Genomic DNA, 23099 nt, shown 5'->3' with positions numbered 1-23099 from the left:
CGTCAGCCCCGGTCCATCCGATCCGCCTTTTTGCGTACCAGCGTGCTGCGCAGGTCGTGCATGGCCAGCAGCAACTCATCCGTCACCGCCTCAAGCTCGGCATCCGTGGCGCGGGACTGCGCCCATTGGGTGGTGAGGTTCAGATGCTCCACCGCGCGGCGGATGTCATCGATCTCGCGCGCCGCAAGGGTCACGCGGCGGGCCTTGGTCCAGCGGGCAATCTCGGCCTGATCGGCCTCGGTCAAACGGTGCTGCCCATGGGGCTTTACCTCTCCGTTGCGGATGTTGACGACGGCGATCTGCTCCATCTCGATCCGGCGCTGGCGGTTCGCGGCATCCAGCCGAAACACCGCCGCGCCATTCTCGCGGACCCTGAAGTAATAGTCGGGAAGATCGCCCGCCATGGTGTTGTCCCTTACGTTAGCCCGGCGCAGAAGCTCTGGATGCGGCTGCACGCCTCTTTCAGCGCCTCATCTGAAGTAGCGTAGCTGACCCGGAAATTCGGCGAAAGCCCGAAGGCCGCGCCAAAGACGACCGCAACGCCGGTCTCCTCAAGCAAAGCGGTGGCGAAAGCCTCGTCATCCGTGATCTTGGTGCCCGCCGCCGAGGACTTGCCGATCAGCCCGGCGATGGAGGGATAGACGTAAAACGCCCCCTCGGGCGTGGGGCAGGTAATGCCCTCGATGGCCGAGAGCATCTCAACCACCAGATTGCGGCGGCGCACGAAAGTCTCGTTGTTTTCGGCGATGTAATCCTGCGTGCCGTTGAGCGCTTCCACAGCGGCCCATTGGCTGACCGAACAGGGGTTTGACGTGCTCTGCGACTGGATCTTGCGCATTGCACCGATCAGCTTTTCCGGCCCTGCGGCATAGCCGATGCGCCAGCCGGTCATGGCATAGGCTTTCGACACGCCATTGACCGTCAGCGTGCGGTCGTAGAGCGCGGGTTCCACCTGCGCAGGCGTGCAGAACTCGAAACCATCGTAGGCGAGGTGCTCATACATGTCGTCCGTCATCACCCAGACATGCGGGTGGCGCATCAGCACATCGGTGAGCGCCTTCAGCTCGTCGCGGCTGTAGCCTGCCCCGGTGGGGTTTGAGGGTGAGTTGAAGATGAACCACTTGGTCTTGGGCGTGATCGCCTCTTCCAGTGCCTCGGGGGTGAGCTTGAAATCATTCTCCAGCGTCGCGGGGGCAATGACCGGCGTGCCGCCTGCCAAGAGCACCATATCGGGGTAGCTGACCCAATAGGGCGCGGGGATCACGACTTCTTCGCCGGGGTTCATCGTGGCCATCAGCGCGTTGTAGAGGATCTGCTTGCCGCCGGTGCCGACGCTGACCTGTGCGGGCGTGTAGTCGAGGCCGTTGTCGCGCTTGAACTTGGCGCAGATCGCCTGTTTCAATTCGGGGATGCCGTCGACGGGGGTGTATTTCGTCTTGCCCGCGTTGATCGCGGCCACGGCTGCGTCTTTGATGTTCTGCGGCGTGTCGAAATCCGGCTCGCCCGCGCCAAGCGCGATGATGTCGCGCCCTGCGGCCTTGAGTTCTGCCGCTTTGGTGGTGACGGCGATGGTGGGCGACGGTTTGACCCGATCAAGGGTCGCGGACAGCAGTTCCATTTCAGCCTCGGGTTGCTTATGAATATCTCCACGTTCATAGGGGGCGTCCCCGCACCCGGCAAGGGTGTCTGGCAGGAGATAAAGCATGACCGACGAGATTGACTGGTACGGCCCCGAGGCCGCCACCTTTGGCGACCGGGTCGCGGCGGCCCGCGAACAGACCGGCATGACACAGGCGATGTTGGCCAAACGGCTGGGCGTGCGCCTGTCCACCCTGCGCGGCTGGGAAGACGACCTGTCAGAGCCGCGCGCCAACCGGCTGTCGATGCTGGCGGGGCTGCTCAATGTCTCGATGATGTGGTTGATCACGGGCGAAGGGGAGGGCGTCGATGCCCCCGAAGCGGGCGAGACCGCGCGCCGTGTCGACCTCGAAGAGGTGCTGGCCGATATGCGCGCCCTGCGCAGCGACCTGCTGAAAAAGGCCGAGACTGTCGGCAAATTGGAAAAGCGCATTCGGCGCCTCATGACGGAGCCCGCAGATGGCTGAAGCCCCCGAACACCGGATCAAACGCCTGCAAATGCGCTCTATGCGCCGGGGCATCAAGGAGATGGACCTGATCCTCTCGGCCTATGCCGAGGCGCGGTTGCCGCAGATGGATGACGCGGGCCTCACGCTTTACGACCAGGTGCTGAACGAGAATGACCACGACCTCTATCTTTGGGTCAGCGGACAGGCCGAGGTACCTGCCGAATATGCGGCTTTGATCGCGGATATCCGCGGGCAATTGGCCGAGGCGCGAGGCTAATTCAGAAAACCCGAAAGGGTTTAACGAATTATTCTGATTTTTTAGCGAGTTTCCGGTTCAAACAAAGTGAACCGGAGATTTCGCATGAGCATTCAAGACCCCGCCACGCAGCCGATGGCCATAAAGGGTTTCATGGCAGGCTATCTTGAGTCCCTGTCTTTGGTCGAGCGGTTGCACCGCTTGCTGCTGGACGTGATCAAGGACGAATTCGAACGCGTCGGCGTGTTGGAGATCAACGCGGTGCAGGCGCTGCTTTTGTTCAATATAGGCGATAATGAAGTGACCGCGGGAGAGCTTAAAAGCCGCGGTTACTATCAGGGCAGCAACGTCAGCTACAACCTCAAGAAACTGGTCGAAATGGGCTATATGCACCACCAGCGCTGCGAGATTGATCGCCGATCCGTGCGCGTGCGGCTGACCGAAAAGGGGCGCTATATCCGCGATGTGGTCGCCGATCTTTTCTCGCGCCATGCGGATGGGATGGAAAACAAGGGCGTCTTGGGGGATGCGGGGATCGAGGATATCACCCGCTCGCTCAAACGGATGGAGCGGTATTGGACGGACCAGATCCGCTATATCTACTGATCGCGGGCAGGGGGGAGGTGGGCATAGGCCCGCCCGTCCAATTCACGCAGCAGTTTTTGCGTCATGGCGCGGGCGTAATCTTCGAACCCCTCTGCCTTCTCAACGAATGCCCCGGGGCCGAGGACGACTTCGGCCCGGTAGTATGACGCCAACGCGCCGACCTCGGCTTGCCCATCGTCGTCAAGGCCCGCGTATTTCGCGCCGATCACCAAGCCGTTGATGATCAGCCCTTGTGGCCCAAGGGGCGTGTTTTGCAGACTGTCGCGTATATCCCGGGGCCGCGGGCCGAAGTTCGAGATACCATCGCCCGAAATATCCAGCGTGTGTTTCCGGCAGTCCGAACGCGTCGCCAACTGCCGCGCGCCGAATTGCATCGCATCGCCCAAGGCCGTGCCGGGAGAGGCCGCAATCCGCTCGGTGCTGCGCAAAAGGGTAATGGCATCGTCAAGCGTAGCCGCATCGCGCAGAGACGTCCAAGGCAGTATCACCCGCTGATCGCTGGACCCGCTCCACTCATAGACCATCAGATCGACGTGATCTCCGGGCTGCGCCAGCAGAGCGTCCCGCAGGCGCGGATCGTCCAACGCCTCGGCCAAACCGCCCATCTGCAACCGATACTCCCGCGCATCGACAGAACCGGAAACGTCCAGCCCCAAGGCCAGCGCCTGCCGACAGGCGGCCTCGGCCCATTGCGAGCCTGATAGGGTGAGAGAAAGGGCGAGGGCGGCGCGGATCATCTCTCTGCCTTCGGCAGGGCATCAGAAAAACGCGGCTCGTGCGCGGGAGGCGGAAAAGCCCTCCGCGCTACAATCACCAGCGCCGGGGCGGCGCGGGGGCTACCCCTTACCAATGGCCGGTGTTTTCCATGCTGGCCCATGGCTCCTGCGCGGGCAGGGCGTCACCCTCTTGCAGCAGTTCGACGGAAATATTGTCGGGCGAGCGGACAAAGGCCATGCGCCCGTCGCGCGGCGGGCGGTTGATGGTCACGCCGTTGTCTTGCAGGTGCTGGCAGGTCTCATAAATGTTCTCGACCGTATAGGCGAGGTGGCCGAAATGGCGGCTGTCGCTGGGCAGCGCGTCGTCGCCGTCCCAATTGTAGGTCAGCTCAACATCGGCGTGACCGTCGTCCATGCCCGGGGGGCAGAGGAAAACCAGCGTGAAACGGCCCCCTTCGTTGTCGATGCGGCGGCGCTCGACAAGGCCCAGAAGTTTGTAAAATGCGATGGAGGCGTCGAGATCTTTCACGCGCACCATGGTGTGCAGGTATTTGATGGGCATCGGTTTTCCTTTGGTTGGCTGGCCTGAACGGGGCGGCGCCCCTTCCAAGCTTGAATGTCGTTCAAAGCGGGCGGGGGCAAATCAACCCTTCGCGCTTCGCGGTGGAGTTTAGGGGCGAAACCGGCGGTGTCAAAGTGGGCGGGCGATGTCTGTTGATCGGCTTGAGGCCGAGGGCCCGGAAGGCTATGCAGAAGCAACCGCCACGAATGATGAGGAAGCCCGCGTGAAACAGTACCATGATGCGCTGCGCGAAGTGCTGGAGCAGGGGGTGACCTCGACCGATCGCACGGGAACGGGGACGATCTCTCATTTCGGGATGCAGCAGCGTTACCGGATGGCCGATGGCTTTCCGCTGGTCACCACGAAAAAGCTGCATCTAAAATCCATCGTGCATGAGCTTTTGTGGTTCCTCGCCGGGGATACGAACATTGCCTATCTCAAGGAAAACGGTGTACGCATCTGGGATGAATGGGCCGATGAAAACGGCGATCTCGGCCCGGTTTACGGCCACCAGTGGCGGCGTTTCCCGATGGTGGGCGAACCGATGCCCCAGCCCGATGGCACGGTGCTGCATCAGGCCGGGCAGGTCGATCAGATCGCCAAACTGGTCGAGGCGATCCGCAAGACCCCCGACAGCCGCCGCCTGATCGTTTCGGCGTGGAACCCCGGCGAGGTGGACCAGATGGCGCTGCCGCCCTGCCATACGCTCTGGCAGGTGCGTATCGCGGGCGGCAAGCTGCATTTGCAACTTTACCAGCGTTCGGCGGATATGTTCCTCGGCGTGCCGTTCAACATCGCCTCCTACGCGCTGCTCTTGGAAATGCTCGCCCATGTCACCGGCTACGCGCCGGGTGATTTCGTGCATTCCATGGGCGACGCGCATATCTACTCCAACCATCTGGAACAGGTAGAGACCCAGCTTGCGCGCACGCCAAAACCGCTGCCCAAGCTGCGGATCAACCGCGAGGTCAGTTCGATCTTCGATTTCCGCTATGAGGATTTCACTTTCGAAGGCTATGACCCCGACCCCGCGATCAAAGCGCCGGTGGCCGTCTGATGCTGAGCCTGATCGTCGCCCGCGCCCGCAACGGAGCCATTGGCAAAGACGGGGATATCCCTTGGTCGCTGCCCGAAGACCTGAAATTCTTTCAGCGTGAAACCACCGGCGGGGCCATCATCATGGGACGCCGTACCTGGGAGAGCTTGCCCTTCAAGCCGTTGAAAAACCGGCTGAATTGCGTCGTCTCCAGCAGCGAGGTCGAGGGCGTCCATGTGGCGCGCGACCCGCAAGCCGCTTTGGGCTATTGCGCGGCAGAGGGCTATCGCCGGGTCTACGGCATCGGCGGCGAAGGCATCTACCGTGCGCTTTTGCCCCTTGCGGACCGGCTTTTGGTGACCGAAGTGGATGTGGAAATCGACGGCGCCGATGCGTTCTTTCCCGAATTCGACCCAGACGAATGGATCGAATTGGGCAACCTTTGCCTGCGCACATCCGGTCCACGTGCCGTCGCGCGGGAGTGGCTGCGCCGCTGCTGACCGGCCATTGACATAGGCCGCGCGGCGGGCATCACTGCGGGCCATGTTTGATCTATCCGCACCGCCCGAAGGGTTTGTCGAGAACCCGTTCCCCCATTACGACCGCCTGCTGCGCGAGGCCCCGATGCTGCGCCAGCCTGACGGCTCGGTCCTGATTTGCCGCCATGCGGATCTGAACGCGATCTACCGCGACACCACGCTTTATATCTCGGACAAGAAACTCGCTTTTGCCCCGAAATTCGGCCCCGGCAGCCCCTTGTTCGAACATCACACCACCAGCCTCGTTTTCAATGACCCGCCTTTGCATACCCGCGTGCGGCGGATCATGACCTCGGCCCTCACGCCCAAGGCGCTGGCGCGGATGGAGCCGGGGTTGATCGACACGGTAGACCGGCTGCTTGAGGGGCTGAGCCCCACGCCGGACCTGATCGAGGACTATGCCAGTTGCATCCCGGTGCAGATCATCGGCAACCTGCTGGACGTGCCGATGGAAGAGCGTGGCCCGCTTCGCAATTGGTCGCTGGCGATCCTCGGCGCGCTGGAGCCGACCTTGAGCGATGCAGAACTTGAGGCGGGCCATACCGCGGTGCGCGAGTTCAAAGCCTATCTGCAAGACCTCATCGCGCGGCGCCGGGCCGCGCCGGGGGATCCTGAAACCGATGTGTTGACCCGGTTGATCGCGGGGGATGACGGGGGGCAGCTGACCGAGATCGAGTTGATCCAAAACTGTATTTTCATCCTGAACGCGGGCCATGAGACGACGACCAATCTGATCGGCAGCGCCCTTGCGCTGCTGCATGACCATCCCGACCAAAAGGCCCGGCTGCTGGCCGAGCCTGCTCTGATCGGGCCTTGTATCGAAGAGGTGCTGCGCTTCCGCTCGCCCAATCAATTCGGCAACCGGGAAACCACGGCCCCGGTCACCATCGGCGGGGTCGAGATTGCCGCGGGCAGCAACCTGCATCTCTGTATCGGCGCTGCGAACCGCGACCCGGAAGTCTTTGAGGCGCCGACAAAATTCGATATCGAGCGCAAGCCCAATCGGCATCTGGCCTTTGCCGGTGGCCCGCATGTCTGCGTGGGGCTGACCTTGGCGCGGATGGAAGGGAAGATCGCGCTTCAACGCTTTCTGAACCGCTACCCGGATTATGAAATTAGCGCGGCGCGCCAAGGGGGCGGGCGCATCCGCTTTCACGGCTATGCAACCCTTCCGGCCCGGCTGAACTAAAGCGGGCCTGCCATAAAAGACTGGACTAAAAGAAATCGCCCCGGCAATCTTCGTTAATATTATACATAATTACGAGGGTTATCATGCGTGTAACGACAGCTATTGCAGTGGCGGCAGGGCTGCTTTCAGCCGGGCTGGCCGGTCAGGTCTCGGCAGAGCCCAAGGTCTACGCCTATCCCAGTTCCGCAAATTATTGCCCGGCGGGGCTGCAGCCGGTGTCCCTTGGCGGGGCGATCTGCTGCGGCACGCCGAACCAGACCATGACCTATGCTGAGGTCAAGGCGCACCCCGTGCAGCGCCGTCACCGCGTGGTCACACCGCGCCGTTCAGCCCGCGTGCCTTGCCCGGTTGGGACCAAGGGCTGTTCGTATAACTGATCTTTCAAGCAACGCCCGGCGCGGGACGCCGGGTATTTTCTTGCAATATCGTGGCTAGAGCGGCGCGAGGTCGGTGGCCATCTGCCGTCCGTCGCGGCCTTCGGTCAATTCATAGCTGACCTTTTGATCGTCCGCCAAGCCGGTCAGGCCAGACCGTTCGACCGCCGAAATATGAACAAATACATCGTTACCGCCGCTTTCGGGGGCGATGAACCCGTAGCCTTTGGTGGTGTTAAACCATTTCACGGTGCCAGTTGGCATAATCTCCGCGCCTCCTTTGTCTTTGCGTCTCTGCGTCCAGCAGAATGGCGAAAGCGATTGAATTGCGACCCGCCATAATAGAAAGATCGCGCGGACTGGAAAAAAATCAAGCGATCAGCTGCGAGATCCGCAAATGGGCGCGGGATCGCGAGGCTGAGGGAGACGGATGTGCTAATTTATGGGCTGAAAAATTGCGACACCTGTCGCAAGGCGAAAAAGGCGCTGCCAGAGGCGCAATTGGTCGATGTGCGGGAGGAGGGCGTGCCCACAGCGGTCTTGGAGAAGGCCCACGCGCAGTTTGGTGCGGCCTTGCTCAACACCCGTTCGACAACCTGGCGCGGGCTGGATGGCGCGGCCCGCAAGGAAGAGCCGCTGGCCCTGATTAAAGCCCATCCGGCCCTGATGAAGCGGCCCCTGATTGCGGTGGGTGATCGGCTATTTCTGGGGTGGAACAAAGAGATAGAAGCTGACGTTCGAGCGATGCTTTAACCGCGGCCCGTCATGAGCCGGTCCAGTGACAGGGGGCCGGCCCCTTTGATGACCAGCACCAAAAGCAAGAAGACCCAGAGCGCCCGCTGGTCGAGGATATGGGCGTCGGGGAAACGGTCGAACCACGCGCCGAGGGCGCTGCCGTGGCCGTAGAGATCGGTCAGCGATTGCACCACGACAAAGCCCACCATCGCCAGCGCGGCCAGCCGGGTCAGCAGGCCGATGACGATAAGCAGGGGCAGGATGAACTCCGCCACTGTTCCGGCGACGACGACGAGCCAGTGAAACAGCCCAAGCGCGTCGCTGTCATAACCGACCGCCTCGAAAACGCGAGGGAAGATCTGGGCGTAGGCCCCGGTGGAGGGGGTGAAGATGCCTAAAGGGCCGGGGCCGAGTTTGGTTAGACCGGCGTTCAGGAAGTAGACCAGCAACACCGCGGCAAAGAGGAACCGGGCAAGGGTCGGAAGCAGCCAGTCGGCCCGCTCCAGTCGGTCGGCGGTGGTGCGGTAAAGGGGCAGAAATCGGGTCATTGGCTTTCCTCCACGGAAATCGCGCTGAAGACGCCGTGGCTCAGGGCAAAGCCTAGGGCGGCGGCGAGGTCGAACTCAGGTGCGGCACCGACTGTGGCTTCATGGGCCGCCCCGAAGGTCCGCCCCTCGGCAAGGTGACCGAACCATTGCGCCGCGCCGGGCGGTGTCAGATGCGGGGCGGGGTCATAGGCGGGGCGGGTGATCACCACGTCCTGCGCCACGTTGCGCGGCTTGGGCGCGTTCTCGGTGAAATTATAGCGCCAGATGTCAAAAAGCGGCCAATCTGATCGCAGAAGGCGGGTCGCGGGGGCGAGGGTCAGCTTGGCCCCCATCAGCGCATCGGGAGGGAGCGCCTCGAAGGTCTGCGGATCCAGCGGTGCCGCGTCGGCGGCGTGGTAGGAGGACCGCAGCGCGAGGTCGAGCCTTGCGGCATCGGCGAGATAGCCGATCCTCGCCAGTGGCGCGAAACCTGCGATGAACCCCGGGAAATCCGCGCCATAATGCATCATCATCGGCGATTTCGGCGGATGCGCTCGGACATAGCGCGGCGCGAGTTCGGCAAAATTGCGGGCACCGATCAGCTTGCGCACCAGCGGAAAGGCCACTTCGAGGGCCGCGATCAGGGAATGGGTGACATTGTTGCGATAGACGCCATAACGCGCGCCCGCCGGTTGCCCCTTGCCATCGCGCAGCCCCGCGGGGGCGGGGCGTGCGGGGTCAAGCAGCCCCGCGCGAAAACTGTGCTGGTCGGTCACGCCAGAACCTCGGCGGCGCGATTGGCTTCGGCCCGCAGGACGGGCCAGTCGGGCACGTCATTGTCCCACTCGACCAGTACCGGCTTTGGACCGGTTTGGGCCAGCGTGTAGCTGAGCAGGTCCCAGACCGGATCGACGACCTCTTTGCCATGGCTGTCGATCAACAGCGGCGCGCCGTGATCGTCGGTGTCGTCGTCATGGCCGCCCACATGGATCTCCCCCACATGGTCTGTCGGGAAGGCGTCGATGTAGCCCTGCGGCGATAGGCCGAGGTTGGTGGCCGAAATGAAGACATTGTTGACATCCAGCAAGAGCCCGCAGGAGGTTCGCGCGATGACCTCTGCCAAAAAGTCAGTTTCGGACAAGTCAGATTCTTCGAATGCGAGGTAGCTGGAGGGGTTTTCGAGCAGCATTTGCCGCCCTAAGACGTCTTGCACCTGATTGATATGCGCGGCGACGCGTGTCAGCGTTTCCTCGGTATAGGGCAGGGGGAGGAGGTCGTTGAGATACTCCATCCCATGGGTCGACCACGCCAGATGTTCGGAGAAGGACGCGGGCTGGGTTCGGTCACAGAGGGTCTTGAGCCGCGCGAGATGGTCGGTGTCGAGGGGGCCTTCGCCGCCGATCGACAGGCCGACGCCATGAACCGACAGGGCAAAACGTTCCTGCAAGGCACGCAGCTGCGCATGGGGGCGGCCACCGTCGCCCATGTAGTTCTCGGCATGCACCTCGATCCAGCGGACCTGGCCGGGATCGGCCATCAAACCATCGAAGTGCCGGGATTTATATCCGACCCCGGGGGCATTGGGCAGCGTGGTGAGAGGGGGGGTATCGTCGCGCATATCGGCCTCCGGCATGGGGCGGGGCAGGGTCCGGGCGGGTGCCGCCCGGACCGCTTTGATTAAGCGGGCAGGTCGCGGTCGAGCGGCTCCAGAGAGCCGGTCCGCTCGGTCCCGTCGGCCATGGCGGGCAGGTCGATCTCGGCGCAGGTGCCTTCGTCGACGAGGGTCCATGCGTTGCCCTGGTAGTCGGTCACGGAGGTGCCGGCGCAGGTCGTGCCGGGGCCAGCGGCGCAGTCGTTCTCACCAGCCAGCGACACGCCGTAGCATTTCTCTTGCGAGGCGGCGGTTGCGGTGGTGGCGTGGCTGCCGAGTGCGGCCGCGACGGCCCCTGCGATGGCGGCGGTCTTGAGTGTATTGGACATTGTCATTTCCCTTCCTGACGGTGTTGACAGGCTTACTAGAGCAGCCCGTTCGCTCACAAGCCAGTCACGAGCGAGTGTGTCACAGTCCCGTCAGAATTCACGCGGAAAAACGGCGAAAGTTGTAATGATCCCGCGCAGGAAGGGAGGGATTGTTACAAAAACGCTCCGGCAGGCAGGGGGCATATTGCCCGCAAACCCGCCGGAGCGCATGTTTGTTACAGCGCTTTAGCGCAGGTCAGGCGGGGTCGCGTCCTGTGCCAGTTCGGCGGTGAGTGCGTCGAGCGGCTTTACGGATGTCTGCTTTTGCCCCAGACGCCGCACCGAGACCGTGCGCTCTTCGACTTCGCGCGCGCCCACGGCGAGGATTACCGGCACCTTGCCCAGCGAATGCTCGCGGACCTTGTAGTTGATCTTCTCGTTGCGCATGTCCGCCTCGGCGCGGACGCCGGCGGCGCGCAATGTCTCCACGACCTCTGCCACATAGTCATCAGCCTCGGACGTGATGGAGGCCACAACGACCTGCCGCGGCGCGATCCAGAAGGGCAGCTTGCCGGCGTGTTCCTCGATCAGGATACCGATGAACCGCTCGAAACTGCCCAGGGTGGCGCGGTGCAGCATCACGGGGCGATGCTTATTGCCGTCCTGCCCGATGAAGCTCGCCTCCAGCCGTTCGGGCAGGTTCGCGTCGACTTGCAGGGTGCCGCATTGCCAGTTGCGCCCGATGGCGTCGGTCAGGGTGAACTCCAGCTTCGGGCCGTAGAAGGCGCCTTCGCCCTCCAGCACCTCGAAGTCATAGCCCGCGGCCTTGCAGGCATCGCCAAGCGCCTGTTCCATGTGGTCCCAGGTCTCGTCCGAGCCGATCCGCTTTTCGGGGCGGGTGGAGAGTTTGATGGTCCAGTTATGGAAGCCGAGGTCGGCATAGACTTTGGACAGGAAGGCGATGAACTTCGCGGTTTCCGAGGTGATCTGATCCTCGGCGCAGAAAATATGCCCGTCGTCTTGGGTAAAGCCGCGCACCCGCATGATGCCGTGCAACGCGCCCGAAGGCTCGTAGCGCGCGCAAGAGCCGAACTCGGCCATGCGCAGCGGCAGGTCGCGGTAGGATTTGAGACCTTGGTTGAAGACCTGAACGTGGCAGGGGCAGTTCATCGGCTTGAGCGCATTCACCGCCTTTTCGCGGGCATGGTCCTCGTCGACTTCGACGATGAACATGTTCTCTTGATACTTGTCCCAGTGGCCGGATTTTTCCCACAGCTTGCGGTCCACGACCTGCGGGGTGTTCACCTCGACATAGCCGTCGCGGTCCTGCATCCGCCGCATGTAATCTTGCAGGGTGGTGTAGATGCGCCAGCCGTTGGGGTGCCAGAAGACCTGACCGGGTGCCTCTTCCTGCATGTGGAACAGGCCCATTTCCTTGCCCAGCTTGCGGTGGTCGCGTTTGGCGGCTTCCTCCAGCATGTTGAGATGGGCGCGCAGTTTCTCCTTGCCGGTGAAGGCCACGCCGTAGATGCGCTGGAGCATGGCGCGGCTGCTGTCGCCGCGCCAATAGGCGCCGGCGATGGACATCAGTTTGAAAGCGTCGCCCGGCACTTGGCCGGTGTGTTGCAGGTGCGGACCACGGCAGAGGTCTTGCCAATCGCCGTGCCAATACATGCGCAGAGGCTCGTCGCCGGGGATCGCCTCAATCAGCTCGACCTTATAGGGCTCGTTCAGGTCTTCGTAATGTTTGATCGCGCGGGCGCGGTCCCAGACCTCGGTGCGGACTGGGTCGCGCTTGTTGATGATCTCCTTCATCTTTTTCTCGATGAGGCCGAGATCCTCAGGAGTGAAGGGCTCTGCGCGGTCGAAGTCGTAATACCAGCCATCCTTGATCACCGGGCCGATGGTGACCTTGGTGTCGGGCCAGATTTCCTGCACGGCGCGGGCCATGATATGCGCAAGGTCGTGGCGCACCAGCTCGTTGGCCTGTTCTTCGTCGGCCATGGTGTGGATTGCGATGCTGGCGTCGGTTTCGATCGGCCAAGCCAGATCGTAATGCGCGCCGTTCACGGTGGCACTGATGGCCTTTTTGCCGAGCGATTTAGAGATATCGGCAGCCACTTCACCAGCGGTGATCCCGGCGTCGTACTGCCGGCTGTTGCCATCGGGAAGGGTGAGGGAGATTTGGGCCATCTTGGGCGCTCCTCGTCGGTTTGGCGCCTACGAGACGCCCGGTTGCGGGTTATGTGTTGGGCCTATGTGGCGGGGCGGGCGCGGCTTGTCAATGCAAGCGGGGCCACTTGGGGAAAGTTGCGGCATGGCGATGGCGCGCTATGTCAGGCGGGCAACAACGAGGATCGGTCAGATGCAAGACGACACGGCGCAGCGCGCATTCGAGACGATTTCGGGGGCGGACGACCCGGCACCGGGGTTGGACGACAAGGCGCAGCAGGCCGAGGCGCGCAACGGGCTGCGCCATATCGTGTCGCTGTCGATGACCAAAGTGGCCGATGGTCTGATCGACCCGAAACTGGTCTTGGCTTGGCTGTTGAGCGCCCTCGGCGCGCCTGCGGTTTTCGCGGGCGCCTTGGTGCCGATCCGCGAGGCCGGGTCGCTTTTGCCGCAGATCGCGCTGGCGGGCGTGGTGCAGCGCATGGCGCGGCGCAAATGGGCTTGGGTCTGGGGATCGGTCGGGCAGGGGGTGGCGGCGGGGCTGATCGCCCTTGCTGCGCTGAGCCTTGAGGGGGGCACGGCGGGCTATGCGGTCTGCGCCGCGCTGGCGCTGCTCGCCGTTTGCCGCGCGGCCTGTTCGGTGTCGTTCAAGGAAATTCTAGGCAAGACAGTGGGCAAGACCCGGCGCGGATCGGTGACCGGCTTGGCGGGGTCGGTCTCCTCGGTCGGGGTGGTGATCTTTGCGGGGCTTTTGATGTCGGGCCTTTTTCAAAGTCGGGGTGTCGTCGTGGCGGCCATCGCGCTGGCGGCGGCGCTATGGATCGGCGCGGCGCTGTTGTTCTCGACAATCATGGAAACGCCGAGCGAGACCGAAGAGGCCGATGGCGTGGATTTCAAACTGCTGCGCGGCAACCGGGAACTGTGGCTTTTCATTCTGGTGCGCGGGCTCTTGGTCTCTACCGCGCTGGCGCCGCCCTATTTGGTGGTGCTCGCGGGCTCGTCAGAGAGTGAGCAGTTGGGCCAATTGGGGGCCTTGGTGCTGGCCTCGGCGCTGGCGTCTTTGGTCAGCTCCTACGTCTGGGGGCGGCTGTCGGATATGTCGAGCCGCCGTGTGCTGATGCTGACCGGCATCGTTGGCGCAGTGGCGATGGCGCTGGCGGTGGGGCTGTGGTTCCTTGGTCTGGCGCAGGCGGTCTGGGCGATGCCTGCCGTGCTCTTCATCCTGATGATCGCCTATCACGGCGTGCGGCAGGGGCGGTCGACCTATCTGGTCGATATGGCCCCGAAAGACCAACGCGCCGCCTATGCTGCCGTCAGCAATACGGTGATCGGGCTGCTCTTGCTGCTGGCGGGCGTGCTGGGCGGCGGGGCCGCGCTGATCGGGGCGCAAGCAACGCTGATGCTTTTTGCCGTCATGGCGCTGGCCGCCGCCGTGTTGGCCCATTGGCTGCCGGAGGTTGAGCATCTGGCCGAGGACTGACTTGCCCTCATCCGCCGCGATGCCCATGATTGGACGAACGACGGAGGCAGCATGGCAGACAGCAAATTCATCGACACGCCGCAGGGGCGGCGCATCGCCTATCACAAGACCGAAGGGGCGGGGCCCTGCGTGGTGTTTCTGGGCGGGCTGAAGTCCGACATGATGGGGACCAAGGCGGTCTATCTTGAAGACTGGGCCCGGGCCGAGGGGCGCGCCTTTCTGCGCTTCGACTATTCGGGCCATGGGGAATCGTCGGGCCTATTCACCGAAGGGTGCATTGGCGATTGGCACGAAGACACGCTGGCCGCGGTCGCGGCGCTGACCGAGGGGCCGCTGATCGTCGTCGGCTCCTCCATGGGCGGCTGGCAGGCGCTGCTCTTGGCGCGGCATCTGCCCGAGCGGATCGCCGGGTTGGTCGGCATCGCCGCGGCGCCCGATTTCACCGAAGATGGCTATTGGGCGAATTTCACCGAGGCGCAAAAACAGGCGTTGGAAGAGGTCGGGCTGGTCGAATTGCCGTCGGACTATATGGAGCCCTACGTCATCACCCGCCGGATGATCGAGGACGGGCGCGCGCGGTTGGTGCTGCGCGACCCGCTGAGCCTGCCGTTCCCCGTGCGCCTGTTGCAGGGCACGGCGGACACCGCCGTCAGCACGGCCACGGCGGTGCGGCTGTTGGAGCATGCGCAGAGCCCCGATATGCAACTGACGCTGGTCAAGGATGCCGATCACCGGTTCTCGGACGCGCGCTGTCTGGCGATGATCGTCGAGGCGATCAACACGGTCTCCGGCATCGCGGGGTGACCAAGGGCGCGGGCATGGAACCGCCGACGCGCCCGCGTCCCGCTGCCCCCCGAAACCACCCATGCTAAGAGACCGCCAAACCCAAGGGGGACGGCATGAAACCACGTTATTTCAATCGCATACCGCACCGGAGCCTGCCCAATGGCTGAGCCGATCGTTCTGCTGCCCGGCATGATGTGCGACGCGCGTGTCTTCACGCCGCAGATCCAAGCGCTCTCCCCGCGCGGGACCGTGGTGCTGGCCCCGATCACCCAAGGCGAACGGATCGAAGAGATTGCCTCGGGCCTGTTGGATCAACTGCCGCCGCGTTTCGCGCTGGTGGGGCAGGGCATGGGCGGTGTGGTGGCGCTGGAATTGCTGCGCCGCGCGCCCGACCGGATCAGCCGTATCGCCCTCTTGGCGACCCAAGTGCTGGCCGAATTGCCCGCCATTGCCGCGGACCGTGAACCGCAGATCATCATGGCGCAATCGGGCAAGCTGGGGGAGGCGATGCAGGCACGGATGGCCAATGGTTTCCTCGCCCCCGGCAAGGGGCGGGGCGAGGTGCTGACCCGCGCGATGGAGATGGCCGAGACGCTGGGCGGCGATGTCTTCGTCCGCCAATCCCGCGCTTTGCAACGGCGGCGCGATCAACAGGCGGTGCTGCGCAAGTGCAAGGTGCCCGCGCTGGTGCTTTGTGGGGAGCATGACGCGCTCTGCCCGGTCAAACGCCATGCCTTCATGGCCGAGATGATCCCCTATGCCAAGCTGACGGTGCTCGAAGACGCGGGCCATCTGCCCAGCCTAGAGCAGCCAGAGGCGACCACCGCCGCGCTGCGCGACTGGCTGCATCAACCTCTGGTGCTGCAATAGGGCAGCGGGTCAGGCCGCTGCGGGTTTATCGCTTTTCTTGGCCTCGGGTTTCTGAGAGGCGGGCTTTTGCAGCTCGGGGGTTTGGGGCGCAGGGCTCTGTGGCTCAGGCGTGCCGTTGTTCGCGTCGATAAAGTCAAGCACCAAGGGCCGGATGTTGTTGCGCCAGCTTTTGCCCGCGAAGATCCCGTAATGGCCCGCCCCCTGCTCAAGATGGCTGGCCTTCTTGGCATCCGGTAGCCCGGTCAGCAGATCAAGCGCCGCGATGCACTGGCCGGGGGCCGAAATGTCGTCCTTGCTGCCCTCGACCGTCTTGACCGCCACGGTGGTGATCTTGCCGATGTCGACCTGACGGCCCGCCACGGTAAAGACGTTGCGCGCGATCTCGCGCTCTTTGAAAATCCGCTCGACGGTCGAGAGGTAGAACTCCGCCGGCATGTCCATCACGGCGAGGTATTCGTCGTAGAACTTGTTGTGCTTGTCATGCTCATGCGCCGTCTTTTGCGCCACGCGGGTGATCTGATTGGCAAAGGCATCGCGGTGGGTGTCATTATTCATCGAAATGAAAGAAGTAAGCTGCAACAGCCCCGGATAGACCTTGCGCCCCACGCCCGCGTATTTGAAGCCGACCTGCTGGATCATCATCTGCTCAAGCTGGCCCATGGTCACGCTATGGCCGAAATCGGTCACGTCTGTAGGTGCAGCATCGGGATCGATCGGTCCGCCGATCAGCGTCAGCGTGCGCGGCTGTGCTTCGGGCGCTTCCTCGGCCAGATAGGCAGTGGCGGCCAGCGTCAGCGGCGCAGGCTGACAGACCGCGATCACATGGGTGTCAGGGCCAAGGTGATGCATGAAATCAACGAGGTAGAGCGTATAATCCTCGATGTCGAACTTCCCCGCACTAACTGGAATATCACGCGCATTGTGCCAGTCCGTCACATAGACGTCGCAATCAGGCAGCAGGGAGATCACAGTGGAACGGAGCAGCGTGGCGTAATGACCCGACATCGGCGCGACCAAAAGAACCTTGCGGCCCGTCTCTTTGCGGCCTTGGACCGAGAATTTAAGCAAATCGCCAAAGGGCCGTTCCATCACAGGCTCGATGCTGACCAGACAGTCCTGCCCCGTGGGGCCGACCACCGGGGGGATGTCCCAATCGGGTTTCACGACCATGCGGGCAAAGGTCCGTTCCGTCACCTCACCCCAAGCGGCGAGCCATTCCATCGCAGGGTTTGGAAACAGAGAGAAAGCCGGGTAGGATGCCATAGCAAGCGCAGAAGCGCCGAGCCATTGATTGGTGTTCCGGATGGACTCCATCATGTCGTAGGTGGCCATATAGCGCATGTGGGGGCTCCTTTATGCTGCACCTGCGAAGATAGGAGGTAAGGGTTAAGATGACAACAGAATCCGAGAATCCCGAGATTGCCGAGCCTCAAGCCCTGTCTCGTATGGCGCAAAACTTGAAAAAGGTTGAAGAATTAAGCCAGCGCCTGACCCGTGTGATGGCGCAGCGCGAAGGACATCAGCCTGCGTTGGACGCGCCGAACCAACAGCTTTTCGCCAAGGCGGCACAGTCTTACTGGGCCGAGGCGATGACCAATCCGGCCCGTTTGATGGAGCATCAGATGGGCTATTGGACCAAATCGGTCGCGCATTTCGTCGAGGCGCAGCAGGCGCTGGCCAAGGGCGGTTTGGCCCCGGTTGAAGAGGACGCGCCGACCGACAAACGTTTCGCCAACCCGCTGTGGCAAACGCATCCCTATTTCAACTTCATCAAACAGCAGTATCTGATCAACGCCGAGGCGCTGCGCCAAGCGGTCGAAGATGCCCAAGACATGGACCCGGCCGAGAAGAAGCGGCTGGTCTATTTCAGCCAGCAGATCATCGCGATGATGTCCCCGACCAACTTCCTCGCCACCAATCCCGATGTGTTGGAACGCGCGGTGGAGACCGAGGGCGAGAGCCTCGTGAAAGGTCTGGAGAACCTGATCGCGGATCTGGAGGCCAATAACGGCGAGCTGGTCGTGAAACTGGCGGATGACAGCGCCTTTGAGCTGGGCCGCAACATCGCCACCACGCCGGGCAAGGTGGTGTTTCGCAACCGCATGTTCGAGTTGATCCAATACTCCCCCAGCACCGAAGAGGTCCATAAAACCCCGCTGTTGATCTTCCCGCCGTGGATCAACAAGTTCTACATTCTCGACCTCAAGGCGCAGAACAGTCTCGTCAAATGGCTGGTCGATCAGGGGCACACGCTGTTCATCGTCTCATGGGTGAACCCCGATGCCAGCTATGCCCAGATCGGCATGGAGGATTACGTCGAAGAGGGCTACCTCGCCGCGATTGAAGAGGTGAAGGCGATCACTCAGGAAAAGCGCCTCAACGTGGTGGGCTATTGCATCGCCGGCACCACACTGGCGCTGACCCTGTCGCTGTTGAAAAAACGTGGCGATAGCTCGATCAAATCCGCGACCTTCTTCACCGCGCTCACCGATTTCTCGGATCAGGGGGAGTTTCAGCCCTTCCTCACCAATGACTTCATCGACGGGATCGAGGCCGAGACGGCGGATAAGGGCATTTTGCCCTCGGTCGTCATGGCGCGCACCTTCTCATTCCTGCGCTCCAACGATCTGGTCTATGGCCCCGCCGTGCGCAGCTACATGATGGGCGAGACGCCCCCGGCCTTTGACCTGCTCTATTGGAACGGCGACGGGGCCAATCTGCCGGGGCAGATGGCAATGCAATACCTGCGCGGTCTCTGCCAGCGAAACGAATTGGCCGAGGGCGGTTTCAAACTTCTCGGAGAGCGGCTGACGCTGGATGATATCGAGGTGCCGCTCTGCGCCGTGGCCTGTGAGACGGATCACATCGCGCCGTGGAAAGACTGCTACCGCGGGGTGCAGCAGATGGGCTCGAAGGACAAGACCTTCATCATGGCGCAATCGGGCCATATCGCGGGCATCGTCAATCCACCCAATCGGAAGAAATACGGCCACTATGTGAACGGCGATCTCACGCAGGACTACGCCGCATGGCGCGAGGCCGCCGCCTTTCACGAAGGGTCTTGGTGGCCGCGGTGGGGCAAGTGGCTCACCAAACGGGCAGGGGCAATGATTCCCGCACGGTTTCCCGGCGACGATGGCCGGGAAATTCTCGCCGATGCCCCGGGCAGCTATGTGACCCGCAAGGCAAACGACTGATTACCTTAGGTAATCCAAACACCCTTCGGGCTCATGCTGCAATGCAGAAAAAACCTTGAAATGCTGCGCTGCGGCATCTATGTTGTGGTCAGACGCGAAACGGACGGGTCTCCCCGCTCCCTTGCCACAGTAGCATTAAAAGGATTGAGACATGACCAAGACACCTGACATGACCGCGATGTTCAAAGACGTTCTGGGCGCTTTCCCGGTGGATAACGCCGCCATGCAAGACGCATTCAAAAACACCGCCACCCTGAACGAGAAACTCTCCGGCGTTGCCTTCGACGCGGCTGAAAAATCCGCCGACATCTCCACAGCCTGGACCAAAGAGACGCTGGCCCGCCTGACCGAGATGACCAAGGTCAAAGCCGAGCCCACGGACTATGCCAAAGCGATGACCGATTTCGCCTCCGCCTCCGCCGAATCCGCTGCCGAGCATATGGCCGCCTTCGCCGAGATCGCGAAAAAGGTTCAGATGGACACCGTCGAGCTGATGATGTCGGCTGGCAAAGACCTGCAAAGCGACGCCAAAGCCGCGACCACCGAAGGCGTGGCCACCGCACAGGCTGCCGCTAAAAAAGCGACAGTGAAGTAAATCTGACGCTGGGCTTTCCAGCGCCAGGGAATGCTTAAAGAAAGGGCAGGTCCAGACGGGCCTGCCCTTTTGTCATGCGCTCTTTCTATTTGCCGATCGCTGTCCTAAGCTGCGATGCAGCACCATTGGTCGGGAGTAACATCATGGCGGACAAACCGAAGCCCTTGCTGATAAAACGCTACGCCAGCCGCAGGCTCTACAACACCGAAACAAGCGATTACGTCACGCTGGAGGATATCGCCGGTTTCATCCGCGATGGCCGCGAGGTTCAGATCGTCGATCTGAAATCCGGCGATGACCTGACACGGCAGTATCTGTTGCAAATCATCGCCGAACACGAAAGCCGGGGCGAAGCCGTTTTGCCGGTCGATGTGCTGACCGATCTGGTGCGCAGCTATATGTCAGGCAATGTCTCGGTGGTGCCGCAGTTTCTGCAGGCCTCCTTCGACATGCTGCGCGATGGCCAATCCAAGGCGATCGAAAACATGAGCGCGATGAACCCGATGGCCAAGATGCCCGGCATGGAAGCGATGCAGGCGCAGCAAGAAGCCTTCATGAAGGCGATGACCGGCGGCTGGGCCAAATCCACCACGCCAGAGCCGCCCAAACAGCAGGCCGAACAGGGCGACGATCTGGACGCGATCAAAAAGCAGTTGGCAGAGTTGCAGGATAAACTGTCAAAGCTGAACTAACCCCAGAAGACGCGGGCGTCGCGCGCCCGCCTCAGGCCGCCTGCGCCTCGGCCACATCCCTCAGCGCGCCCAAAATCACATCCGCCACGGCGTCGATCTCCTCCAGTGTCAACTGCACCGGCAGCCGCACGTCGCAGGCCCGCATCAGCATGGCGCGGGTGCGCGGCAGCTCGGGCAGGTCTTCGATGAATTGCCAGTTCCAAAAAGCGCGGGCGTTGTCGGTGCTTTGGCCAAAGACCTGCACCTTCACCCCCACCGCCTCCGCCGCTGCCGCGAAAGCGCAGATGCTGGCATCAGAGAGGCCCACCAGATTGAACTGGATCGAATCCGGCGCCCGGGTCTCACCGGGCAGGGGGCTCGGCACCTCGATCAAGGGGGAGGCCGCCAGCCGCGCCGCCATGTGATCGTGATTGCGCAGCCCATCGGCCACCCGGCGCGGCAAATGCGGCAATTGCGGCCGGATGATCGCAGCCGAAAGGTTGGACATGCGCAGATTGTACAGCGGCAGCCGGTTCTGCCATTTGGCAAAACTGTCTTGCAGGGCCGCGTGTTTCTTCCAATTATGCTCATAAGCGCCCGACATGATGATCGCCCGCGCCACCAGATCGGCGTCATCGGTGATCAGGATACCGCCTTCGCCCGCGTTAATCATCTTGTAGGACTGGAAGGAAAAACAGCCGATCTTGCCAATCGTCCCGATTTTCCGCCCCCGCCAAAGCGTGCCCAGCGAATGGGCCGCGTCTTCGATCACCGGCACGCCAGCGGCCTCGCAAAGCCCCATGATCGCATCCATATCCGAAGTATGCCCCCGCATATGGCTGATGATCACCGCCCGAACGCCCGGCAGTTTGGCGGCGAAATCCTCCAAATCCACACGGTAATTCTCGCCCACCTCACAAAGCACCGGCTTGCAGCCTGCGTGGATCACTGCAGAAGGCACGGCAGCAAAGGTGAAACCCGGGATCAACACCGGCGCCCCAACCGGCAAGTCCAAAGCAAGCAAGGACAGAAACAGCGCGGCCGAGCAGGAGGACACGGCCAGCGCATATTCACTGCCCATCATCTGCGCAAATTCGACCTCCAACAGGGAAACAGGCGCGTCCTTGGCCGCAGTATAGCGAAAAAGATCGCCACTTTGCAAAAGCTCCGCAATGGCGGCCTCCGCTTCGGCAGGGATCGGTTCGGCACGGTGCATGTCGGGCAAAGCCATATTTCAAAATCCTGAATAATGATTTCCAGAATAGTAAAACAAACGCCCGCGCAAACCAAGGGGGGATGCCCCCACAACAGGCCACCCCCTCTTCCCCTCCATCCTTTCTCAAATACCCTCGGGGGAATCGCGCCAAAGGCGCGATGGGGGCAGAGCCCCCGCACTCCACCACCAGCCAAACCCGCGCGACCGCTCAGAGCGAAGTCAAAGCCCCAACCGATCCCGCGTCGCATACCAAAGCATCGCAAGCACCAAAAGCGGGCTCCGCAGAGAGGCCCCGCCGGGGAAAGCCTGCGTCGGGATCGCGGCCATCGTGTCGAAACCCGCGGCATCGCCTTCGATCGCCTTGGCCATCAGATAGCCCGCATGGGTCGCGGTCCCAACCCCGTGACCGGAATAGCCCGAGGCCGAGAGGATGTTCGGCGCGAGCCGGGCCACATAGGGCAGGCGCTTCATCGTGATGCCAAGAGTGCCGCCCCAAGCGTAGTCGATCTTAACGTCCTTCAAATGCGGAAAGACCTGCGACATCGGTTTGCGCACCTTGGCGGCGATGTCCTGCGGGAAGCGATAGCCATAGCTCTCGCCGCCGCCAAACAGCAGCCGTCCGTCGTGCGACAGTCGGAAATAGTTTACCACAAAGCGGCTGTCGGCCACGGCCACGTCGCGGGGCAGCACGTCTTTCACGCGCGCGCCCAAGGGTTCGGTCGCGGCGATGAAATTGTTGATCGGCATGACCTTGGCGGCCACGTCGCCGTTGAGCTTGCCCAGATAGCCGTTGCAGGCCAGCACCACATGATCGGCGCTGACGCTGCCGGTGGCGGTTTGCACCAGCGCCTTGCTGCCTTCGACGATGTTCTCGGCGGGGCTTGTCTCATGAATGCGCACGCCTGCGGCGGCAGCGGCGCGGGCAAGGCCGAGGGCGTAGTTCAATGGGTGCAAATGCGCGGCCCCCATGTCGAGCACGCCGCCCTTGTAGTCGGGCGAGGGGCAGACCGATTGCAGCGCGGCGTGATCCAACACTTCGATCTCATCATAGCCATAGCGCTTTTGCAGATGCTCTGCATAATCGTGCAGATGCCGCACGTCAGATGTGGTGGAGCCGGTCCAGGCCACGCCGGGCTTCAGGTGACAGTCGATCTCATGTTTCGCGATGAGGGATTTGACCAGTTCCTTCGCCTCTTCGCCCATCTGCCACAGCTTGGCGGCATGGTCTTCGCCCAGCATCTTTTCGAGCCCATCTTGCTCGACCCGTTGGCCCGAGCCTAACTGTCCGCCATTGCGCCCCGAAGCGCCGAAACCCACGCGCTGCGCGTCCAAAAGCACCACGTCGTAACCTGCCTCGGCCAGATGCAGTGCGGAGGAAAGCCCGGTGTAGCCGCCGCCAACAACACAGACATCGGCCTTGGTATCGCCCTGAAGCGGCGGGTAGGCCGCATGTTTCGTGGCGGTGGCGGCGTACCAGCTGGTAGGGTACTGGCCGGGCGTGTCATTGGCGTAGAGCAGGTTCATCG

27 protein-coding genes are annotated in these 23099 nt (G+C 62.5%); 14 read left to right on the top strand and 13 right to left on the bottom strand.

Features of this window, described 5'->3' with window-relative positions; genetic code table 11:
• Positions 1-2: 2 nt before the first annotated feature.
• Both ACGYK2_RS06185 and ACGYK2_RS06180 read right to left on the bottom strand, forming a co-directional pair.
• Complete coding sequence (locus ACGYK2_RS06185) at positions 3-404, bottom strand: hypothetical protein (RefSeq protein WP_276154291.1); 402 nt, start codon at positions 402-404, stop codon at positions 3-5.
• Positions 405-415: 11 nt separating this feature from the next.
• Entirely contained in the window at positions 416-1618 is a 1203-nt protein-coding gene (locus ACGYK2_RS06180) for a pyridoxal phosphate-dependent aminotransferase (protein ID WP_271687904.1), read from the bottom strand.
• Positions 1619-1703: 85 nt separating this feature from the next.
• On the opposite strand from ACGYK2_RS06180, the gene ACGYK2_RS06175 reads away from it, so the two are divergent.
• From ACGYK2_RS06175 to ACGYK2_RS06165, 3 genes are all read left to right on the top strand, one after another.
• Positions 1704-2105: a helix-turn-helix domain-containing protein gene (locus tag ACGYK2_RS06175; protein ID WP_209219029.1), complete on the top strand. Its 402-nt coding sequence runs from the start codon at positions 1704-1706 to the stop codon at positions 2103-2105.
• Positions 2098-2364: a succinate dehydrogenase assembly factor 2 gene (locus ACGYK2_RS06170; protein WP_271687902.1), complete on the top strand. Its 267-nt coding sequence runs from the start codon at positions 2098-2100 to the stop codon at positions 2362-2364. The genes ACGYK2_RS06175 and ACGYK2_RS06170 overlap by 8 nt, the downstream gene beginning before the upstream one ends.
• An 84-nt stretch (positions 2365-2448) precedes the next feature.
• The gene (locus ACGYK2_RS06165) at positions 2449-2949 is read left to right on the top strand and encodes a MarR family winged helix-turn-helix transcriptional regulator (RefSeq protein WP_271687900.1); all 501 of its coding nucleotides are present in this window, start codon (positions 2449-2451) and stop codon (positions 2947-2949) included.
• Here ACGYK2_RS06165 and ACGYK2_RS06160 read toward each other — a convergent pair.
• Positions 2943-3686, bottom strand: a complete 744-nt coding sequence (locus tag ACGYK2_RS06160; RefSeq protein WP_271687898.1) for a DUF1194 domain-containing protein — start codon at positions 3684-3686, stop codon at positions 2943-2945. The two genes, ACGYK2_RS06165 and ACGYK2_RS06160, sit on opposite strands and share 7 nt — an antisense overlap.
• Positions 3687-3792: 106 nt before the next feature.
• Positions 3793-4227: a VOC family protein gene (locus ACGYK2_RS06155; RefSeq protein WP_067262125.1), complete on the bottom strand. Its 435-nt coding sequence runs from the start codon at positions 4225-4227 to the stop codon at positions 3793-3795.
• Between the two features lie 223 nt (positions 4228-4450).
• Between ACGYK2_RS06155 and ACGYK2_RS06150 the strand changes: the two genes are divergently transcribed.
• The 4 genes from ACGYK2_RS06150 to ACGYK2_RS06135 all read left to right on the top strand — a co-directional run bounded on the left by ACGYK2_RS06150 (position 4451) and on the right by ACGYK2_RS06135 (position 7368).
• The gene (locus ACGYK2_RS06150; protein ID WP_271689985.1) at positions 4451-5284 is read left to right on the top strand and encodes a thymidylate synthase; all 834 of its coding nucleotides are present in this window, start codon (positions 4451-4453) and stop codon (positions 5282-5284) included.
• Positions 5284-5763, top strand: coding sequence for a dihydrofolate reductase (locus ACGYK2_RS06145; protein WP_271687895.1), 480 nt, complete (start codon positions 5284-5286; stop codon positions 5761-5763). The genes ACGYK2_RS06150 and ACGYK2_RS06145 overlap by 1 nt, the downstream gene beginning before the upstream one ends.
• Before the next feature lie 43 nt (positions 5764-5806).
• On the top strand, positions 5807-6991 hold the full coding sequence (locus ACGYK2_RS06140) for a cytochrome P450 (protein WP_271687893.1): 1185 nt from the start codon (positions 5807-5809) through the stop codon (positions 6989-6991).
• An 83-nt stretch (positions 6992-7074) separates the two neighbouring features.
• Complete coding sequence (locus ACGYK2_RS06135) at positions 7075-7368, top strand: hypothetical protein (RefSeq protein WP_271687891.1); 294 nt, start codon at positions 7075-7077, stop codon at positions 7366-7368.
• 54 nt (positions 7369-7422) lie between these two features.
• Here the strand turns inward: ACGYK2_RS06135 and ACGYK2_RS06130 are convergent, their stop codons facing one another.
• On the bottom strand, positions 7423-7629 hold the full coding sequence (locus tag ACGYK2_RS06130) for a cold-shock protein (RefSeq protein ID WP_271687890.1): 207 nt from the start codon (positions 7627-7629) through the stop codon (positions 7423-7425).
• 168 nt (positions 7630-7797) lie between these two features.
• On the opposite strand from ACGYK2_RS06130, the gene ACGYK2_RS06125 reads away from it, so the two are divergent.
• A complete protein-coding gene (locus ACGYK2_RS06125; protein WP_271687888.1) occupies positions 7798-8118 on the top strand; it encodes an arsenate reductase family protein in 321 nt (106 codons plus the stop codon).
• Here ACGYK2_RS06125 and ACGYK2_RS06120 read toward each other — a convergent pair.
• The 5 genes from ACGYK2_RS06120 to thrS form a co-directional block, all read right to left on the bottom strand.
• On the bottom strand, positions 8115-8648 hold the full coding sequence (locus ACGYK2_RS06120) for a DoxX family protein (RefSeq protein WP_271687887.1): 534 nt from the start codon (positions 8646-8648) through the stop codon (positions 8115-8117). The genes ACGYK2_RS06125 and ACGYK2_RS06120 overlap by 4 nt on opposite strands.
• Positions 8645-9403 (bottom strand): DNA-binding domain-containing protein, encoded by a 759-nt coding sequence (locus tag ACGYK2_RS06115; RefSeq protein WP_271687886.1) that lies wholly within the window; start codon positions 9401-9403, stop codon positions 8645-8647. Before ACGYK2_RS06115 ends, ACGYK2_RS06120 begins: the two co-directional genes overlap by 4 nt.
• Positions 9400-10245, bottom strand: coding sequence for a DUF692 domain-containing protein (locus tag ACGYK2_RS06110; protein WP_271687885.1), 846 nt, complete (start codon positions 10243-10245; stop codon positions 9400-9402). Before ACGYK2_RS06110 ends, ACGYK2_RS06115 begins: the two co-directional genes overlap by 4 nt.
• A 59-nt stretch (positions 10246-10304) precedes the next feature.
• Positions 10305-10607, bottom strand: a complete 303-nt coding sequence (locus tag ACGYK2_RS06105) for a DUF2282 domain-containing protein (RefSeq protein ID WP_271687884.1) — start codon at positions 10605-10607, stop codon at positions 10305-10307.
• 225 nt (positions 10608-10832) lie between these two features.
• Positions 10833-12779, bottom strand: a complete 1947-nt coding sequence (gene thrS / locus ACGYK2_RS06100) for a threonine--tRNA ligase (RefSeq protein ID WP_271687883.1) — start codon at positions 12777-12779, stop codon at positions 10833-10835.
• A gap of 172 nt (positions 12780-12951) precedes the next feature.
• On the opposite strand from thrS, the gene ACGYK2_RS06095 reads away from it, so the two are divergent.
• From ACGYK2_RS06095 to ACGYK2_RS06085, 3 genes are all read left to right on the top strand, one after another.
• Positions 12952-14238: an MFS transporter gene (locus ACGYK2_RS06095; RefSeq protein WP_271687882.1), complete on the top strand. Its 1287-nt coding sequence runs from the start codon at positions 12952-12954 to the stop codon at positions 14236-14238.
• 51 nt (positions 14239-14289) lie between these two features.
• Positions 14290-15042, top strand: coding sequence for an alpha/beta fold hydrolase (locus tag ACGYK2_RS06090; protein WP_271687881.1), 753 nt, complete (start codon positions 14290-14292; stop codon positions 15040-15042).
• 141 nt (positions 15043-15183) lie between these two features.
• Positions 15184-15894 (top strand): alpha/beta fold hydrolase, encoded by a 711-nt coding sequence (locus ACGYK2_RS06085; protein ID WP_271687880.1) that lies wholly within the window; start codon positions 15184-15186, stop codon positions 15892-15894.
• Positions 15895-15903: 9 nt separating this feature from the next.
• On the opposite strand, the gene phaZ is transcribed toward ACGYK2_RS06085, so the two are convergent.
• Positions 15904-17235 (bottom strand): polyhydroxyalkanoate depolymerase, encoded by a 1332-nt coding sequence (gene phaZ / locus ACGYK2_RS06080; protein ID WP_271687879.1) that lies wholly within the window; start codon positions 17233-17235, stop codon positions 15904-15906.
• 50 nt (positions 17236-17285) lie between these two features.
• On the opposite strand from phaZ, the gene ACGYK2_RS06075 reads away from it, so the two are divergent.
• The 3 genes from ACGYK2_RS06075 to phaR all read left to right on the top strand — a co-directional run bounded on the left by ACGYK2_RS06075 (position 17286) and on the right by phaR (position 20378).
• Positions 17286-19091 carry an alpha/beta hydrolase gene (locus ACGYK2_RS06075; protein ID WP_271687877.1) on the top strand — a complete coding sequence of 602 codons (1806 nt, stop codon included), beginning with the start codon at positions 17286-17288 and terminating at the stop codon, positions 19089-19091.
• 151 nt (positions 19092-19242) lie between these two features.
• Positions 19243-19686: a phasin family protein gene (locus tag ACGYK2_RS06070; protein ID WP_067260985.1), complete on the top strand. Its 444-nt coding sequence runs from the start codon at positions 19243-19245 to the stop codon at positions 19684-19686.
• 143 nt (positions 19687-19829) lie between these two features.
• The gene (gene phaR, locus ACGYK2_RS06065; protein ID WP_271687875.1) at positions 19830-20378 is read left to right on the top strand and encodes a polyhydroxyalkanoate synthesis repressor PhaR; all 549 of its coding nucleotides are present in this window, start codon (positions 19830-19832) and stop codon (positions 20376-20378) included.
• A gap of 31 nt (positions 20379-20409) precedes the next feature.
• Here the strand turns inward: phaR and ACGYK2_RS06060 are convergent, their stop codons facing one another.
• Both ACGYK2_RS06060 and ACGYK2_RS06055 read right to left on the bottom strand, forming a co-directional pair.
• A complete protein-coding gene (locus ACGYK2_RS06060; protein WP_271687874.1) occupies positions 20410-21588 on the bottom strand; it encodes a DegT/DnrJ/EryC1/StrS aminotransferase family protein in 1179 nt (392 codons plus the stop codon).
• A gap of 204 nt (positions 21589-21792) precedes the next feature.
• Positions 21793-23097, bottom strand: coding sequence for an FAD-binding oxidoreductase (locus tag ACGYK2_RS06055; protein ID WP_271687873.1), 1305 nt, complete (start codon positions 23095-23097; stop codon positions 21793-21795).
• Positions 23098-23099 lie beyond the last annotated feature (2 nt).

This window comes from Sulfitobacter sp. 1A10359 (assembly GCF_043558145.1).
GTDB lineage: Bacteria > Pseudomonadota > Alphaproteobacteria > Rhodobacterales > Rhodobacteraceae > Sulfitobacter > Sulfitobacter faviae.
The sequence above is the reverse complement of the archived record's forward strand: the minus strand, read 5'-3'. Positions and strand labels throughout refer to the sequence as shown.